We start from the raw sequence: 16,553 nt of genomic DNA on the forward strand, positions 1-16,553 counted from the left end.
CTCCTCCCGCTCACGGGGCGGCCACCAGTGGTGTCCCCTCCACCTCGGCATCGAGGCGGCGCAGAATCAGGCCTTCTCGCAAGGCCCACGGGCAGATCTCGAGCTGGTCGACGCTGAGCGCGCGCATCGTCGCTTCGGCGACCAGAGCGCCCGCCACAAGCTGCTTTGCGCGATCCGAACTGACTCCTTCGAGTTCGGCCCGGTCGGAGGTCGTCATGCGGGTGATGAAGGCGATGACCTGGCGAAGGCCTGCGCGCGTCAGATAGCGCTTCGTCCGGGGTCCGGCGCTCGACGGAGCTGCGCCCGTGAGACGAGCCAGCGATCGGAAGGTCTTCGAGGTTCCGACGGTGAGGTCCGCCGACCCGACCTCGCGAAGAAGTTCGACCGAGTCTGCGAGTTCGGCGTCGAGCCAGTCGCGCAGCATCGAAATACGGCGTTTGTCCGGCGGATCCTCGGTCAGCCACTGACGCGTGACGCGACCCGCGCCCAGCGGGACCGACAGTGCGACGTCGGGCTCCTCATCGCCGCCGACGCTCATTTCGAGCGAGCCGCCACCGATATCGAAGTTCATGATCCGGCCGGCGCTCCACCCGAACCAGCGACGCACCGCGAGGAACGTGAGCCGAGCCTCGTCCTGGCCGGTGAGCACCTGGAGCGCGACGCCGGCTTCGTCCTTGACGCGCTTGAGCACCTCGTCACCATTGCCGGCTTCCCGAATGGCCGAGGTCGCAAACGCCATCAGGTCGCCGCACCCGGACGACTTCGCGATTTCCGAGAAGTCAGACACGAGGGACGTCAGCAGGTCGGAACCGGCCTTGGTGATCTTCCCCTTTTCGTCCATGTTCTCGGACAGCTTGAGAGCATGCTTCGTCGAACTCATGGGAGTCGGGTGCGCACCACGATGCGCGTCGACCACCAACAGGTGAACGGTATTACTGCCGACATCGAGGACACCAAGGCGCACAGCCCTAACCGTACTGGTTTAGCGTTTTGTGCGTGGTTGCTGGCGCATCGAAGGTTGATCCCGCCCCGGAAGTCGATTTGGACTTTCCTCGGGAGTGGTACGAATTCACCGATCCGGAAAACGAATCTCACGTCATCACAGCGGATTTGACGTGGCTGATGTCGCGGTGGACGTGCGTGTTCGGGACCGCGAACTGTCAGGGAATCGAGAAGGGCCGGCCCGACGACGGCTGCTGTTCGCACGGTGCCTACCTCACCGACGCCGACGACCGGGACCGGCTCGACGCCGGTGCCGCGCAGTTGACGGCCGCCGATTGGCAGTTCCGGGATATCGGTCTCGAAACCGGATATGTGGACGATGACGAACTCGAAGACGAACCAGCCCACAAGACCCGCGTCTACGACGGAGCTTGCATCTTCTTGAACCGGCCCGGCTTCGCGGGTGGAATCGGCTGCTCATTGCACCAGATGGCGGTGCGCAAGGGACTCGAGCCGCACACTGTCAAGCCCGACGTCTGCTGGCAGCTGCCGATGCGGCGCACGCAGGAATGGACCAAGCGCCCCGACGGCGCCGACGTCTTGCGCACGACGATCACCGAGTACGACCGCCGGGGTTGGGGCGAGGGCGGCGAGGACCTCGATTGGTACTGCACGAGCTCGCCCGACGCGCACGTCGGCCAGGTCGCGGTATGGCAGTCGAACGCGGCAGAACTACGCGAACTCATCGGCACCGCCGCGTACGACGAACTCGCGAGTTACTGCAAACGGCGCGAGGGAATCGGACTCATCGCGATCCATCCCGCGACCGCACGCGCAAATCGGTGCGGCACGGCTGAGCAAAGGAAATAGTTCCTTCGCGGCGTCAGGACCGTCCGGTTTGTGTCAGGCCTCGAGCTTGTAGCCCAGTCCGCGCACCGTGACGAGGAGTTCCGGCTTCGCCGGGTCGGCCTCGATCTTGGAGCGCAGTCGCTTGACGTGAACGTCCAGCGTCTTGGTGTCACCGACGTAGTCGGCACCCCACACGCGGTCGATCAACTGGCCTCGCGTGAGCACGCGGCCGCAGTTCCGCAGGAGGTATTCGAGAAGGTCGAATTCCTTGAGCGGCAACGTGACCGGGTGACCCTCAACGGTGACGATGTGTCGTTCGACGTCCATCTTCACCGGCCCCGCGGACAGTACGCCCGTCTCGCTCACCGGCTCTGCCTCGTTGTCCGCGCCCCGGCGGAGCACGGCCCGAATGCGGGCGATCAGCTCGCGCGAGGAGTAGGGCTTGGTGACGTAGTCGTCGGCTCCGAGTTCGAGCCCCACGACCTTGTCGATCTCCGAGTCCCGCGCGGTGACCATGATGACCGGAACGCTCGACTTCGACCGCAGTTGCTTGCAGACGTCCGTGCCGCTCATCCCCGGCAGCATCAGGTCCAACAGAACGATGTCGGCGCCGGAGCGCTCGAACTCCGCGAGCGCAGAAGGCCCGTCATTCACGACGGTCGTCTCGAAGCCTTCCTTGCGGAGCAGGAACGCCAGCGGATCCGCCAGCGAGCTCTCGTCCTCGACAATCAGCACACTCGTCATCGGCTGGTCCCTGCAGTCTTCATCGAGTCAGCACCCTTACTTGAACTAGCCACAGACCGAACTCCTGCTTCTCTCCCTGGGGCGATTTCACCCCGCGATGTGTGAGAACCGCTGATAGCGGCTCCCGGAACGTGCGTTTCGTGCGAGTCGATTTCGATGTGCGCCGGAATGCGCAACGTGAACGTCGACCCCGTGCCAGGCCGGCTCCACAGGGTGATCTCACCGTTGTGGTTAGCCGCGACGTGCTTGACGATCGCGAGTCCGAGACCAGTTCCACCGGTCTGCCGGGAACGCGCCTTGTCGACGCGGAAGAACCGCTCGAACACGCGCTGCTGGTCTTCCTTGGCGATACCCATGCCGCGATCGGTCACGGCGATCGACACCATGCCGCCGCGCAACGTGCGGCTGATCGACACCCGCGAGCCCGGCGGCGAGTAGTGGATGGCGTTCTCCACCAGGTTCGATAGTGCCGTCACCAACAGCGTGCTGTTGCCCACGACCTCGAGCCCGTTCGGACTGTCCGGGATGACGGTGATGTCGGCGGCCTCGGCGGCGGTGCGCGACCGGTCGACGGCGGCGGCGACGATCTCATCGACGTCGACCACGCCCATGTCTGGCCGCTTCTCGGCGCCTTGCAGGCGCGAAAGTTCGATCAGCTCGCCCACCATCACGCCCATCCGGGTCGCTTCGGCGAAAAGTCGCTCACCGAAGTTCCGGACCGACTCCGGGTCGTCGGCGGATTCGAGGAGGGCCTCGGCGAGCAGGCTCATCGCGCCGACCGGAGTCTTGAGCTCGTGGGAAACGTTCGCGACGAAGTCTCGACGAGTGGCCTCCATGCGGACCTGCTCGGAATCATCGTCGGCGAACAACACCACGAACGACGTCTCGGTCTTGCTGAGCGACCGGGCGACGCAACGGACCGCAATGCGCTCCCGCTGGTGCGGGTCCTTGACGTCGCTGAGATCGCATTCGGTCGAACGACCGGTGTCCAACACCTGCTGCGCGGCTGCCCAGGCGCGCGGATCGAGAAGGCGATTGCGCACGAGACCAAGTTGTTCGGCGCGGGGATTGAACAGCACCACGTCGTGGTATTTGTCGACGACCGCGATGCCGCTGTCGGACGCGAGAATGATGAGGTCGAGGACCTGCGACATCGTCAGACCGGACTGTGCCTGCACGCGCCGGGCGTTTCGGGCATTGAGATACGGGATGGTCAGCCCGCCGATCGCGAGGCCGATCAGTGCCGCAATGACTGCGAGCACTACCGCCTGAACAATACCCACACTCGAATCGTACGTTTCAGCGAACGTTCATCCGTGCTTCGTGAAGCATTTCTGCTGGTAGCGCGTCAGATTGTCGGGCAAGGTTTGTTCGCCGTTCACTCACCGTTATGCAGAACTCCACCAGAGAGGGAGTGACGTGATGGCCGTCTCTCCGACGCTGGTGGAGTTCGCGTTCGAAATCGTGGTGTTTTAGTGCTGAGCGCCCTGGTTGGCGACGGCGGCCGCGCCCGCTGCCGCAGCCTCTGGATCGAGGTACGTGCCGCCGGGGTTCTTCGGCTTGAGGTCGTCGTCGAGCTCGTAGACGAGCGGGATTCCAGTCGGGATGTTGAGCTCGGCGATGTCGGTGTCGGAGATGCCGTCGAGATGCTTGACGAGCGCGCGCAGCGAGTTACCGTGTGCGGCCACCAGGACGTTCTTGCCGGCCCGGAGTTCGGGCACGATCTCCGACTCCCAGTACGGAACCATCCGCTTCACGACGTCGAGGAGGCACTCGGTCGCCGGCATGTCGCTGGCGTCGTAGCGCGGGTCGCCTACCTGCGTGTACTTGTTGTCGTCCTCGATCGGGGGCGGCGGGGTGTCGTAGCTACGGCGCCACAGCATGAACTGGTCGTCGCCGTACTCGTCGCGGATCTGGGCCTTGTTCTTGCCCTGCAGGGCACCGTAGTGACGCTCGTTGAGGCGCCAGTTGCGAACGACCGGAATCCAGTGGCGGTCCGCTGCATCGAGTGCGATGTTCGCAGTCGAGATCGCGCGCCGCAGGACCGACGTGAACACGATGTCCGGGAGGATGTCCTTCTCCACGAGAAGCTCGCCGGACCGCTTGGCCTGGCCGATCCCCTTGTCGGTGAGGTGAACATCCACCCAACCGGTGAAGAGGTTCATGGCATTCCATTCGCTCTCGCCGTGGCGGACCAAAATCAGCGTGCCCACTGTGTCAGTCATGGGCGTTATCCTTCCACGTCACCTTCCGGCGCGTGATCGTCATGCTCATTTACAAGGTGCTTGAAGGCCTGCAGATTGGCCAGCGATTCGCCTCGCGAAACCCGCCACTTCCACTCGCGGCGAATGGATTCGGCGAAGCCGAGTTCGAGAAGAATGTTGAAGTCGCGGTCCGCCGCTTCGAGTACCTGACCGAGGATTCGGTCGACCTCCACGGTCGAAACCGACTCCGGGGTGAGGCGGCCGACGAGGTAGATGTCGCGATTGTTGTCGATCGTGTAGGCGACGCCGAAAATCCGGCGGTTTCGATGCAGCAGGAATTCGTGCACCTTCGGCTCGTTCTCGTCCGGATGGCGGCAGACGAACGCTTCGATCAGCACGCCCGTGCGTTCCGCCGTGAACATGCACGTGGTCTTGAGCTTTTTCTCGCCCGGGAGATCGACGATGTAGTTCCGCTCGCCGGCTCGGGTGAATTCGATGCCGAGTTCATTGAGCGCATCCTCAAGTGCTTGCGCCAGGTCCACGGCTACCACCCTCCTACCGCCATCGGCACCACGTCACCGGCGCGCGCCTTGGCGTAGCTCGAGAGCAAGCCGTCCGCGGTCTGGCGCCAGGAGAAGCGAGCCGCATGCCGGTGCCCGCGGTCGCCCATTTTCGCCAGGCGTTCCGGCTCGGACAGCATCTTCTGCAGCGCATCTGCCCAGTCCGTCGTCCGGTGGCCATCGACGAGTACCCCGGTGATCCCGTCGGAAACCGCGGTGCCGAGCCCGCCCACATCAGCGGCGAGCACCGGAGTTCCGCAGGCCTGAGCCTCGATCGCCACGAGGCCGAAAGACTCCGAATAGCTCGGTACGGCAACAACATCCGCGGCGCGGTAGACATTCACCAACTGCTGCGGCGGCATCGGCGGCAGGAACGTCATCTGCGCCGCGACACCCAACGACGTGGCCAGTTCTTCGAGCGCCTGCGGGCGCGCCAGGCCGGTCCCGGAGGGTCCGCCGACGATGAGGACGCGAATGGGCGCCGCACCGCGAGCCGCGAGCTCGGCGACCGCGCGAACGAGCACGTCCGGGGCCTTGAGCGGCTGGATGCGGCCGACGAACGCGACAACCTGCTCATGGGGTGCGATGCCCAGGCGGGCACGGGCCGCGATCCGGTCGCCCGGGGTGTAGGTGCGCAGGTCAGCGCCGGGAGCGACGACATCGATGCGCTCCGGACTCGCGCCGTACAGCTCGATCAGGTGGCGCGCTTCGAGAGAGGTGTTCGCGACGAGCCGGTCCGCCTCCGCAACGATCTGCTTCTCACTGATCTCACGCGATGCGGGTTCGGGCGAATCACCATCGGCGATCGACAGGTTCTTGACCGCGGCGAGCGTGTGCGCCGTGTGCACGAGCGGCACCCGCCAGCGATCCCGGACCAGCCATCCGACCTGGCCGGACAGCCAGTAGTGCGAATGCAGGACGTCGTAGTGTCCGACCGGATGAAGTGCTTGTTCGCGCAGGACGCCCGAGGTGAACGCACACAACTGAGTCGGCAGTTCGGCCTTGTCCATGCCCTCGAACGGACCCGCGACGATGTTTCGGACGAGCACTCCCGGCGCCGCTTCGACGACCGGAGCGTCGGCAGAAGACGTTGCCCGCGTGAAGATCTCGACTTCGACCCCGTGCTCGGCAAGCCGTTCGGCGGTTTTGAGGACGTAAACGTTGAGCCCACCGGCATCGCCGGTACCTGGCTGCGCCAAGGGAGAAGTGTGAACAGAAAGCACCGCAACGCGACGCGGCCAGAAGCCTTCGTTTGCTCTCACGGTCCCCATATTGCCTTCCCGACGTCAGACCCCTGCAACCACCTCAACCGTCTGCACACACATTTCCTTCCCGACATGGGCGCACCGTCCTCCATCCGCTCCTCGCTCCGTTCCTCGCTGCACTCCGGTACTCACTGCGATGCTCCCTCGTCCTCCTTGCGCCGGAATACACAATGGACGGGTGAATAGCGGAAAAGTCGCAGTAGTCACCGGGGCAAGTTCAGGGATCGGAGAGGCTTGTGTTCGCGTTCTCGCGGCCCAGGGATACACGGTTCACGCCGGCGCCCGGCGGATCGACCGCCTCGAGTCAATCGCCGCCGAGACCGGCGCCGTCGCACATTTTCTCGACGTCACCGATCAGGAATCGGTCGACGCCTTCTGCTCATCACTGCCCCGCGTCGACGTCCTCGTCAACAACGCCGGCGGTGCGAAGGGCCTGGCGCCCGTCACGGAGGCCAACCTCGACCACTGGCGCTGGATGTGGGAGACGAACGTCCTCGGCACGCTCCGAATGACGAAGGCCCTCATTCCGGGTCTCATCGCGTCCGGCGACGGCCTCATCGTGACGATCACGTCGATCGCCGCACTCAGCCCGTACGACAACGGTTCTGGCTACACGTCAGCGAAGCACGCGGAGGCAGTCCTCCACCGGACGCTTCGCGGCGAACTCCTCGGCAAGCCGGTCCGGCTCACCGAGGTTGCGCCGGGAGCGGTCGAGACGGAGTTCTCGCTCGTCCGGTTCGATGGTGACGCCGACCGATCCGACGCGGTCTACCGCGGGATGGAACCGCTTGTCGCGCAAGATATCGCCGACATCGTCGGGTTCGTCGCGTCGCGGCCACCGCACGTCAACATCGACCAAATCGTCGTCAAACCGCGCGACCAGGCGGAGGCCGGACGGGTCAATCGCGCCACCTAGGTGGCGAAAACCCGCCACCCCGGTGAGGTCTGCCGACCCCCTTGGGCACCTTCTTCAGACCGGTCAAGATCAGCACTCTGGATAGCGAAGAGATTGCGCCGCCAACGGAGAAGGAACACCCTGATGAAGAACACAATTGCCGCCAAGATCGCAGCATCCTTTGCCGCCGCATCGTTTCTCATGCTCGGAGCCAGCGGGCTGGCCAATGCGGACACCGCAAAGCCCGTTTCCCCCGCCGGCACGACCGCGCCGACGGTGAAGAAGACCTGCACCACCACCAAGACCCCGATCGTGGACAGCAAAGGCTTCATCATCGGCGTCAAGACGACAACGACCTGCGTCATCGAGTGATGACCACGCCCTGACCGCAACAGCGCCGGAGCCTGAGCTCCGGCGCTGTTTGCATTTGGCTAGATCGGGACCTGCAGCTCGGTGACCCACTCGTCCGGGTTTTCGGACCAATGCAGAGTCACCTCGCGGGCATAGCCGGCCTGCTGGTTCTCGTGGTCGGAGATCCAGCGCGCGAGCGTCTGCCACGACCCGAGCACGGTGTCCATGCTGCCGCGGTGGATCAGGGTCGCGGCCCGCGGAACCGCCGGGAGATCCACGATGTCGAATCCGTGGTCGCCCGGTTCGAGATTGACCGGCATCGCCGCGTGAACGATGACGCCGCCGTCCATGCTGTCTTCGTAGTACGCGACGGCCGGGCCGATGAACTCGATCTTCGCCGCACTCATGCGGTCGGCAAGCTGGCCGAAGAGCGGCTGGATGACCGGCGAGATGGCATCGGGGTTGTACCCCTCGGCATGGGCGGTCAGTTCGGCGACGCGAACGGCCGGGAGGGACTTGACGACGATTTCCGTGGTGGTGGGCATGATTTCCTCGCTATCGATGACTCGAAGACGAACGTCGACCTGGCGCAACCGGGCGGTGTCTGCCGCGATCTGGGCCCGCAGCTCAGATCGCCGCTGTTCCAGCATCTCCCGGAATTTTTCGGCATCGATGTGCTCGTCGAGAATCGAGCCGACCTCGGCGAGGTTGAACCCGAGCTCCTTGAGCGCGACGATCCGATTGAGCTGCGACAGCTGTGCTGCCTCGTAGTAGCGGTACGAGCTGTGTGGGTCGACGCGAGCCGGCTGCAAGAGACCGAGCTCGTCGTAGTGCCGCAACATCCGCACCGAAACCCGGCCGTGTCTGGCGAAGTCTCCGATGGTGAACAATGGCTCCTCCTTTGAAGAGGTGACACTGGTCTATGGCCTCACACGGTGTCAGGGTCAAGCCTGCCAAAAAAAGAATGCCGGGCCCCAACGGGAGCCCGGCATGCCTTGATCGAAGGTCAGTTTCCGCCGATCGGTGCCGGCTTCTTCGCCGACGCCGACACAACCTGCTTCGCACTGCCGTCGAGCGCCGACATCGACTTCCAGGTCGCCCAGTCGATCGTCCAGTCGTAGATGTCGCCATCGGCAGCCGACAGGTCCACATCCGTTCCGGTCACCTCGACGGGGTCACCGTAGAGCGCGGAGTTGAAATACTCCTGTGCGTCCTGCGGGTTCAGATTGATGCACCCGTTGGAGACATTGGCCGAGCCCTGCGAACCGACGGTGTTCGGGTTTTCATGGATGAACTCACCGTTGTTCGAGATACGGACCGCGTAATACTCGTCGACGTCCCGGTAGTAGGGCTCGTTCGTCATCTTGAAGTGCTCGTGCTTCTCCTGCACGATGTGCGTTCCGCTACGGGTCGTATTGCGTTCTTCAGTGCCCGCTCCGTAGCTCACCGCGTAATCGCTGACGACCTGGCCGTCTCGAATGACCTGCATACGGTGCGTGGTCGCGTCAGCCTTGACGATCTGGCTGCGTCCGATCTGGAACTCGAGGGACAGGTCCTGGCCGCCGTAGGCACCATCACCCATGTTGACGCCGTAGAGCTTGGCGTTGACCTCTACCTTGGTGCCGGGCTTCCAGTACTCCCGCGGACGCCAGTGCAGACGCGAACCGTTGTCGTCCGGCAGCCAAGCCCACGCGCCCTCCGTAGGCGTGCTGGTCTTGACGGTGATGGCACGTTCGACTGCGGCCTTGTCTTCGACATGGCTGTCGAACTGAATGATGATCGGTGCGGCGATACCAACCGTCTGGTCGTCACCGATGTTGAGCGATCCGTAGGTCAGAGTCTCCGGGTTGATCGTGGTGAACGTGCCCTCGATCTTGACGCTCTTGCTGCCGTCTTTGGCGGTGCCGGACCAGGTGTAGGTCTTGCCGAACCCGAGCGGCTCGGTGACGTGATACTCGTCCTTCGACGCGTTGAGACGGCCGTCGAGTTGGTGGCCTGCCGGACTCGTGAGCGTGACGCTCTCGAGCTTGCCGTGCTCAGCCTTGACGAAGATGTCGTCTGCCGGACTGACGTCGGTCGACCCATCGCCGGGCGAGTAGTCGAGCTTGAATTCCGCAAAAAGCGAACTGCTGCAGCCGGTTGCGCCGACGAGCGCCAGAAACAGCACTGACGCTACGAGCGCAAGACGCGCACGAACCTTGGTAGCAAACATGGAGAAAACGCTAACCTTGAATGATCATTTTGGTAACGACGAAGTGATGTCATCCACAACCCCCACGTTACTGTGGAATTGGCCGCAATAGGCGGCTTTCGACATCAGCCAAAAGATCAGTGCTGGTCGTCGCACGCAGCAGTGGGCAGCCTCACAGCTATTCCCCAGACTGCTATGTGATGTGTCACCCGCTCAGGCCACGGAAGCGGTCACGATCTCGACCTTATTCGCCGGAGCGCCGTCTTGGCCACCATCTTTTACGCCTCCGTCAGCAATGCCATCGATGACTTTGATTCCGTCGCCGATCCGGCCGAAAATCGTGTAGGCCGGCGGCAGCTCCGAATCGCCGTAAACGATGAAGAACTGGCTCCCGTTGGTAGCGGGTCCCGCGTTGGCCATCGCGATGAATCCGCGGGAATAGCCAAAGCTCGATGCCTTGACTTCATCCGTCGGATATTCGTCGGCGAATTTGTAACCCGGTCCGCCCGCTCCGGTCCCGGACGGGTCGCCGCACTGCAGGACGTAGATTCCGTCGGTCGTCAGTCGATGGCAGGTCGTGCTGTTGAAGTAGCCCTGCTGCGCGAGGCTGACAAAACTGTTCACCGTGCACGGCGCCAACGATCGATCGAGATCGAGCGTGACGGTCCCCTGTCCGAGCGCCAGCGTCACCACCGCGGTCCCCTCGGTCGACGCGGTCGCCGGGGGCTTCTTCGCCGGCTTTGCCGGGGAACCGTCGGAGTCGTAGGTGCAGGAGACAGTCGGAGGCAGCGGCGACTTTCGGGTCGGCAGCTTGCCGAGCGGTCCACGGTCCAGCGTCGCAACCGAACTCGTGCTCGAGCCCGCGTCCTCGCCCTGTGAGGAACCGCTCACCGTGTTGCTGCCACAGGCGGCAACCGCGGTCAGGACGGCAATCGCCCCGAAAACCCCAAATCGCGTCACTGCATCTCTCCTTTGCCCCGCGTGCGTCACGGTAGGCCCGACACGCCGGTCACAGAGCACGCCGCGCCCGGGCGCGCCCGGGTTGTTGCCTTACGCATTGAGCAGGCATCCTTGAAGCCGGGTCTGGAGATGACCGGAAGGGGCTTTAACTGTGCGCATCACCAGCGTCGGCCATGCAGGTTTTCACATCGAGACGAAGGCCGGGTCGATCCTGTGCGACCCGTGGGTGAACCCGGCGTATTTCGCCGCATGGGTTCCGTTTCCGGACAACACCCAGCTCGACTGGGATGCGCTCGGCGACGTCGACTACCTCTATGTCTCGCACTTGCACCGTGACCACTTCGACGCCGCGCACCTGCTCAAGCACGTCAACAAGGACGCCGTCGTGCTGCTCCCGGACTACCCGGTGCCGGACCTGCAGCGCGAACTCGAAGGACTGGGCTTCCACAAGTTCTTCGAAACCGAAGACTCGGTCAAGCACACGGTGACCGGCCCCAAGGGTGACCTGGACATCATGATCATCGCGATGCGGGCACCCGCCGACGGCCCGCTCGGCGACTCGGGCCTCGTCGTTTCAGACGGCGAGACGGTCGCCTTCAACATGAACGACGCGCGTCCGATCGACCTTGACGTCATGCACACCGCATTCGGGCACATCGACGTCCACATGCTGCAGTTCTCCGGCGCCATCTGGTTCCCCTGGGTTTACGACATGCCGCAGCGCGCCAAGGACGCCTTCGCGATCCAGAAACGCCAGCGCGGAATGGACCGTTGCCGTCAATACATCTCTCAGGTCGACGCGACGTGGGTCATCCCGTCCGCCGGGCCGCCATGCTTCCTCGACGACGAACTCCGCTACCTCAACGACGACACCGACAACCCGGCGAACATCTTCCCGGACCAGGTCGTCTTCATCGACCAGATGCGGCAGCACGGGCACGACAAAGGCCTGCTCATGATTCCGGGCAGCGCCGCCGACTTCTCGGGGTCCAACCTCAACGCTCTCGAACACCCGATTCCGGCGGACGAGGTCGAGAAGATCTTCACCACCGGCAAGGCGGACTACATCGAGTCCTTCGCCCAACGAATGGCTCCGACCATCGCCGCCATCAAGGCGACGTGGGCCCCGGCCGAAGGCGAGCCGCTGCTCGAGCCGCTCCGCGCACTGTTCGAGCCGATCATGGTTCAGACCGACCAGATCTGCGACGGCATCGGTTACCCCGTCGAGTTGGACATGGGCGCCGAGAAGGTCGTGCTGGACTTCCCGAAGCGAATCGTGCGCGAGCCGATCGCCGACGAGAAGTTCCGCTATGGCTTCGCGATCGCGCCGAACATCGTTCGGACGGTTCTCCGCGACAACGAGCCCGACTGGGTCAACACGATCTTTCTGTCGTTGCGGTTCACCGCGCATCGTGTCGGTGGCTTCAACGAGTATCTGTACACGTTCTTCAAGTGCCTCACCGACGAGCGCATCGCGTACGCCGACGGCTGGTTCGCCGAGTCGCACGACGACAGCGCGACGATCATCAAGGACGGCTGGGAGATTCAGCGCCGGTGCCCACACCTCAAGGCCGACCTCACGAAGTTCGGCATCATCGAGGGCGACAAGCTCACCTGCAACCTGCACGGTTGGGACTGGAATCTCAAGACCGGCGCCTGCCTGACCTCGAAGGGTCACCAATTGCGTAGTAGCAAAGTCGGAACTGGCAACACCGAATAACCTGCACCTATGAATCTCAGCGAGCTCACCACGATCCGAGTCGGCGGTCCAGCGCGCGAATACGCCGTGGCCGAGACGACCGAGGAACTGGTGTCGCTCGTCAAGGACGCGGACGCCGCCGGCACGGAACTGCTCATCGTCGGCGGGGGTTCGAACCTTGTCGTCGGCGACGTCGGCTTCGACGGTCTCGTGATCAAGGTCGCGAACAACCAGTTCACGATCGCCGACGACCTCGTGACGGTCGATGCCGGCGTCGAATGGGACTCAGTGGTCGCGCAGACCATCGAGGCGGGCCTCTCGGGCATCGAGCAGCTTTCCGGAATTCCCGGGCTCGTCGGTGGCACCCCGATCCAGAACGTCGGGGCCTACGGCGCCTTGACGTCGGACACGCTCGAGTACGTCACGGCATACGACCGCGAATCCGGCGCGGTCGCGCGGTGGCTCCGAGACGATCTCGAATTCGGCAACCGGACGTCGATCTTCAAGCGCAATCGGCGCTACGTCGTTCTCGACGTCGCCTACCGCCTCCAGCGCGAGACGATGTCACCGCCGCTGCGCTACGCAGCCTTGGCCAACCACATGAACATGTCGGTCACCGACTCCGCACCCGTCGCCGATGTTCGGCAAGCCGTCATCGAACTGCGCAGCATGCGCGGCATGGTGCTGAACCCGGACGACAACGACACCTGGAGCGTCGGGTCGTTCTTCGTCAATCCGGTGGTACCGCACGTCCCCGAGCTCGCGGTCGACGCGCAGCGCTGGCCGGATGAACACGGCTTCAAGCTGTCGGCGGCCTGGCTCATCGAGCACGCCGGGTTCCCGAAGGGCTACGGCAAAGAGGTCGGAACCGGTCGCGCGACCCTGTCCACCAAGCACACGCTCGCGCTCACGAACCGCGGCGGCGCCACGGCACAGGACCTCATGGTGCTGGCGGGCCACATCCGCGCCGGCGTACACGCCAAGTACGGCGTAACCCTTTATCCCGAGTGCGATTTCGTTAATTGCGCGCTTGCCTGACGGCCGCTTGTCAGGGTGAGCAGGTACCGTCTGCATATGGCCCGCGAGATCAACCATTCGGTGCACTTCGACGCTCCGGTCGAGGCCGTCTATGCGGCCCTCACCAGCGACGAGTACTGGGCTGCCCGGATCAAGGAAGTCGGCGGAAGTCTCGGCAAGCTGCTGAGTAGTTCACGCGAGGGTGGTCGCTTCACCGTCCACCTCGAACAGACGATCCGCAGCCACCATCTGCCTGCCCTGATTCAGCGGGTTATGGCGACGAACATCCGGATCAGCCGGACGGAGACCTGGGGGCCGTTGGTCGACCGGGAGTCCACGGGCAAATTCACCTCGGTGGTCGAAGGCCGTCGAGCTCACATGGCCGGATCGACGACATTGGAGTCGTCTGAGAATGGCAGCAAAGTCACCTTCGCCGGCGTCGTCGAAATAGGCGTTCCCATTGTGGGACGTGCTGTCGAGGCCGTCGTCGCCGATCAACTTCCGCGACTGTTCAAGGTGGAGGACGCATTCTCCAAAGCCTGGGTCGCAAGCCACTAACCACTCGGAAACGATCAGATCAAGGTCATCGGTCCACATGTCTTCGCCGGTAAAGTCGCTGCTCATGGCTCGTCGACTCGACTACAGCGCACGGTTTGTCAGCCACACCGTTCCTCAGGTGTGGGCTGCCCTGCAGAACACTGACCACTGGGAGACTCGTCTCGACGAGCTGCGTGTTTTCTCCCCCAACGAGCTCACATCGCTCGAGGTCGAGAAGTCGAAGATCGACGCCACCTTCAACCACATCATCCCGCGCGAACTGATGCCGGAACTGGCCCGTGCCGTGCTGCGCAAGGACATGGTCATCACCCGTCGCGAGCACTTCGACTACGACGGGAAGTCCATCACCGGTCACTCCTCGGCCTCGATCCCGGGCGGACCGGGCAGCCTGAGCGCCCGCACCCTCGTCGCGGCTGATGGTCGTGGCGCGGTCCTGCGCGTCACCTTCGAGGCTCAGGTCAACATCCCGATCGTGGGCGGTCAGCTCGAGCGGGTCATGCTGACCCACCTGCTCGAACTGCTCGACAAGGAGTGGGGCGCGACCGGAAACTGGTTGGACGCCAACAGTCGGGCAGTCGTCTAATAGCGAGGTGAAGCCCGCCCCGAGTTCCCGCCCCGTGGGAGCTCCGGTCGGTTCGATCACGCGCGGCACGACGGGAGTCAACCGGCTGCGCCGCAGTGATCGCTGGCTTGTCCATCACCCACTGGTTCGCCAGGTTCTGCACGATGCTTCCGATCCCCTGGTCGTCGATCTCGGGTACGGCGCTCGGCCGTTCACGACGTTCGAACTCGCACACCGACTCCGCAAGGTTCGGCACGACGTCCGCGTTGTCGGTCTCGAGATCGATCCCGCCCGCATCGCCGAGTCCGAACCCGGGGTCTCGTTCATGCGGGGCGGTTTTGAACTGGCCGGCCTGAATCCGGTGCTCGTTCGGACGTTCAACGTGCTGCGCCAGTATCCGGAGGATGCGGTCTCGGCAGCGTGGCGCCGGATGCAGGATCAACTCGCCCCGGGCGGCCTCATCATCGAGGGAACCTGCGACGAACTCGGTCGGCGTTGCGCGTGGATTCTTCTCGATAAGACGGGTCCGCTGACGTTCACGCTCGCGTGGGACCCCTTTACGACCGAGCGCCCGTCCGATATCGCCGAGCGACTGCCCAAGGCACTGATCCATCGGAACGTCCCCGGTGAACGAATTCACGATCTGCTTCAGTCCGCGGACCGAGCCTGGGCGACGTGCGCACCAGTGTCGACGTTCGGACCCCGCGCGCGGTGGCGAGCAACCCTGGACCTGCTTGCCGAAACGGGAATTCCGGTGCAGCGGTATCGCCGTCGCATGCGCGATTGCGTGCTCACGATCAACTGGGAATGGGTTGCCCCGGCGGATTAACAGCCAACCTTCAGGTAAATCGTGAACAATCGGAATCGTGGTCTACCAGCCCCCGCCCCCGCCTCCGCCCCAGCCCGAATACCAGCCGAGCCCTCCGCGTAAGTCCCTCAATCGCCGAGGGATCATCATCTTGGTGGTCTCCCTCGTGCTGTCCCTCATCGTGGTGGGTGTCGCGGGCGGCGAGGTGTACATGCGGCACAAGATCAAAGAATGCATCACGTCGTCGTTCAGCCAGATCGGCAGCAATGTCGATGTGGGCCTGAGCGCGAAGCCGGTTCTGCTTCAACTTCTGACCGGCAAGCTCGACTACGTCACGATCGAGAGCAAAGAATCGAGCACCGGGACTGTCAACGGCCTCGGGATCGACGCGAAGATCAACGGCATCAAGACCGATAACGGCGCGACGGACAGCGCGAAGGCCGTCGTCACGTGGAGCGCTGAGGGCATGCTGCAGACCCTGCAACAGCAGTCCTTCGGCCAGCTGATCTCCTCGTTGGAGACGAACAACGACGGGACCATCAAGATCTCCTTCGTCGGAGATATCGCGACCGCGACCGTCCGAGTCTTCGTCGAAAACGACACGCTGAAACTGCAGACGGTGGACGCGAGCTTCTTCGGCATGGGAATCGACAACAGCGTCGTCGACAACATCCTGTCGACGATCAACGAGAACCTGAGCAGCGGAAACATGCCGTTCGGCCTCAAGGCCAAGGCTGTGGCCCTCGACTCCAAGGGTCTGACTCTCGGCCTGGAGGGGAAGAACTGGACGCCGTCGGATCAGCCTCCGGCATCGACCACGCCGACCACCACGACGGCCGGCCCGACGAACTCGGGAGCCCTGTCTCCTGACGCTCCGCGGAAGGTCACCAGCTGCGGGTAGGCCCCTGCGCTTTCGATCGGCCACGATAATCCGCGCTCACCGCGGAG

At 63.9% G+C, this 16,553-nt stretch carries 18 protein-coding genes; 9 read left to right on the forward strand and 9 right to left on the reverse strand.

What is annotated here, in order from left to right; translation table 11 throughout:
- Positions 1–10 precede the first annotated feature (10 nt).
- Positions 11–964 (reverse strand): Ppx/GppA family phosphatase, encoded by a 954-nt coding sequence (locus F600_RS0101080; protein ID WP_026306033.1) that lies wholly within the window; start codon positions 962–964, stop codon positions 11–13.
- A gap of 32 nt (positions 965–996) precedes the next feature.
- On the opposite strand from F600_RS0101080, the gene F600_RS0101085 reads away from it, so the two are divergent.
- Positions 997–1,812 carry a DUF3109 family protein gene (locus tag F600_RS0101085; protein ID WP_018158727.1) on the forward strand — a complete coding sequence of 272 codons (816 nt, stop codon included), beginning with the start codon at positions 997–999 and terminating at the stop codon, positions 1,810–1,812.
- A 33-nt stretch (positions 1,813–1,845) separates the two neighbouring features.
- On the opposite strand, the gene F600_RS0101090 is transcribed toward F600_RS0101085, so the two are convergent.
- The 5 genes from F600_RS0101090 to mshA form a co-directional block, all read right to left on the reverse strand.
- On the reverse strand, positions 1,846–2,535 hold the full coding sequence (locus F600_RS0101090; RefSeq protein ID WP_018158728.1) for a response regulator transcription factor: 690 nt from the start codon (positions 2,533–2,535) through the stop codon (positions 1,846–1,848).
- Positions 2,532–3,818 (reverse strand): sensor histidine kinase, encoded by a 1,287-nt coding sequence (locus F600_RS0101095; protein WP_026306034.1) that lies wholly within the window; start codon positions 3,816–3,818, stop codon positions 2,532–2,534. The genes F600_RS0101090 and F600_RS0101095 overlap by 4 nt, the downstream gene beginning before the upstream one ends.
- A gap of 189 nt (positions 3,819–4,007) precedes the next feature.
- Positions 4,008–4,760, reverse strand: a complete 753-nt coding sequence (locus F600_RS0101100; protein WP_026306035.1) for a phosphoglyceromutase — start codon at positions 4,758–4,760, stop codon at positions 4,008–4,010.
- A gap of 5 nt (positions 4,761–4,765) precedes the next feature.
- Positions 4,766–5,281, reverse strand: coding sequence for a type III secretion system chaperone family protein (locus F600_RS0101105; RefSeq protein ID WP_018158731.1), 516 nt, complete (start codon positions 5,279–5,281; stop codon positions 4,766–4,768).
- Positions 5,282–5,283: 2 nt separating this feature from the next.
- Entirely contained in the window at positions 5,284–6,570 is a 1,287-nt protein-coding gene (gene mshA, locus F600_RS26335) for a D-inositol-3-phosphate glycosyltransferase (protein ID WP_051090700.1), read from the reverse strand.
- Between the two features lie 130 nt (positions 6,571–6,700).
- On the opposite strand from mshA, the gene F600_RS0101115 reads away from it, so the two are divergent.
- Positions 6,701–7,480, forward strand: coding sequence for an SDR family NAD(P)-dependent oxidoreductase (locus F600_RS0101115; protein ID WP_051090701.1), 780 nt, complete (start codon positions 6,701–6,703; stop codon positions 7,478–7,480).
- A 123-nt stretch (positions 7,481–7,603) separates the two neighbouring features.
- Positions 7,604–7,831 (forward strand): hypothetical protein, encoded by a 228-nt coding sequence (locus tag F600_RS0101120; protein WP_018158734.1) that lies wholly within the window; start codon positions 7,604–7,606, stop codon positions 7,829–7,831.
- Between the two features lie 59 nt (positions 7,832–7,890).
- Here the strand turns inward: F600_RS0101120 and F600_RS0101125 are convergent, their stop codons facing one another.
- The 3 genes from F600_RS0101125 to F600_RS32530 all read right to left on the reverse strand — a co-directional run bounded on the left by F600_RS0101125 (position 7,891) and on the right by F600_RS32530 (position 10,961).
- A complete protein-coding gene (locus F600_RS0101125) occupies positions 7,891–8,700 on the reverse strand; it encodes a MerR family transcriptional regulator (RefSeq protein WP_018158735.1) in 810 nt (269 codons plus the stop codon).
- 116 nt (positions 8,701–8,816) lie between these two features.
- Positions 8,817–10,022 carry a L,D-transpeptidase gene (locus tag F600_RS0101130; RefSeq protein WP_040629952.1) on the reverse strand — a complete coding sequence of 402 codons (1,206 nt, stop codon included), beginning with the start codon at positions 10,020–10,022 and terminating at the stop codon, positions 8,817–8,819.
- 192 nt (positions 10,023–10,214) lie between these two features.
- Positions 10,215–10,961 (reverse strand): peptidylprolyl isomerase, encoded by a 747-nt coding sequence (locus F600_RS32530; protein ID WP_018158737.1) that lies wholly within the window; start codon positions 10,959–10,961, stop codon positions 10,215–10,217.
- 151 nt (positions 10,962–11,112) lie between these two features.
- Between F600_RS32530 and F600_RS0101140 the strand changes: the two genes are divergently transcribed.
- From F600_RS0101140 to F600_RS0101165, 6 genes are read left to right on the forward strand one after another with little or no spacing between them, the layout of a single operon-like run.
- Positions 11,113–12,681 carry an MBL fold metallo-hydrolase gene (locus F600_RS0101140; protein ID WP_018158738.1) on the forward strand — a complete coding sequence of 523 codons (1,569 nt, stop codon included), beginning with the start codon at positions 11,113–11,115 and terminating at the stop codon, positions 12,679–12,681.
- Between the two features lie 9 nt (positions 12,682–12,690).
- A complete protein-coding gene (locus F600_RS0101145; protein WP_018158739.1) occupies positions 12,691–13,698 on the forward strand; it encodes a UDP-N-acetylmuramate dehydrogenase in 1,008 nt (335 codons plus the stop codon).
- Positions 13,699–13,734: 36 nt separating this feature from the next.
- Positions 13,735–14,235, forward strand: coding sequence for a DUF2505 domain-containing protein (locus F600_RS0101150; RefSeq protein ID WP_018158740.1), 501 nt, complete (start codon positions 13,735–13,737; stop codon positions 14,233–14,235).
- Positions 14,236–14,272: 37 nt separating this feature from the next.
- A complete protein-coding gene (locus tag F600_RS0101155; RefSeq protein ID WP_245541447.1) occupies positions 14,273–14,818 on the forward strand; it encodes a DUF2505 domain-containing protein in 546 nt (181 codons plus the stop codon).
- A gap of 7 nt (positions 14,819–14,825) precedes the next feature.
- A complete protein-coding gene (locus tag F600_RS0101160; RefSeq protein ID WP_245541448.1) occupies positions 14,826–15,626 on the forward strand; it encodes a class I SAM-dependent methyltransferase in 801 nt (266 codons plus the stop codon).
- A 37-nt stretch (positions 15,627–15,663) separates the two neighbouring features.
- The gene (locus F600_RS0101165; protein WP_156024347.1) at positions 15,664–16,506 is read left to right on the forward strand and encodes an LmeA family phospholipid-binding protein; all 843 of its coding nucleotides are present in this window, start codon (positions 15,664–15,666) and stop codon (positions 16,504–16,506) included.
- Positions 16,507–16,553 lie beyond the last annotated feature (47 nt).

The organism is Smaragdicoccus niigatensis DSM 44881 = NBRC 103563, assembly GCF_000380645.1.
Lineage (GTDB): Bacteria > Actinomycetota > Actinomycetes > Mycobacteriales > Mycobacteriaceae > Smaragdicoccus > Smaragdicoccus niigatensis.

What these genes read in the sequence shown, in the direction of transcription:
- F600_RS0101090 (WP_018158728.1), bottom strand. Translation starts at nt 2,535, where the DNA reads ATGACGAGTGTGCTGATTGTCGAGGACGAGAGCTCGCTGGCGGATCCG.
- F600_RS0101100 (WP_026306035.1), bottom strand. Translation starts at nt 4,760, where the DNA reads ATGACTGACACAGTGGGCACGCTGATTTTGGTCCGCCACGGCGAGAGC.
- mshA (WP_051090700.1), bottom strand. Translation starts at nt 6,570, where the DNA reads ATGGGGACCGTGAGAGCAAACGAAGGCTTCTGGCCGCGTCGCGTTGCG.
- F600_RS0101115 (WP_051090701.1), top strand. Translation starts at nt 6,701, where the DNA reads ATGCTCCCTCGTCCTCCTTGCGCCGGAATACACAATGGACGGGTGAAT.
- F600_RS0101120 (WP_018158734.1), top strand. Translation starts at nt 7,604, where the DNA reads ATGAAGAACACAATTGCCGCCAAGATCGCAGCATCCTTTGCCGCCGCA.
- F600_RS0101130 (WP_040629952.1), bottom strand. Translation starts at nt 10,022, where the DNA reads ATGTTTGCTACCAAGGTTCGTGCGCGTCTTGCGCTCGTAGCGTCAGTG.
- F600_RS0101145 (WP_018158739.1), top strand. Translation starts at nt 12,691, where the DNA reads ATGAATCTCAGCGAGCTCACCACGATCCGAGTCGGCGGTCCAGCGCGC.
- F600_RS0101150 (WP_018158740.1), top strand. Translation starts at nt 13,735, where the DNA reads ATGGCCCGCGAGATCAACCATTCGGTGCACTTCGACGCTCCGGTCGAG.
- F600_RS0101155 (WP_245541447.1), top strand. Translation starts at nt 14,273, where the DNA reads ATGTCTTCGCCGGTAAAGTCGCTGCTCATGGCTCGTCGACTCGACTAC.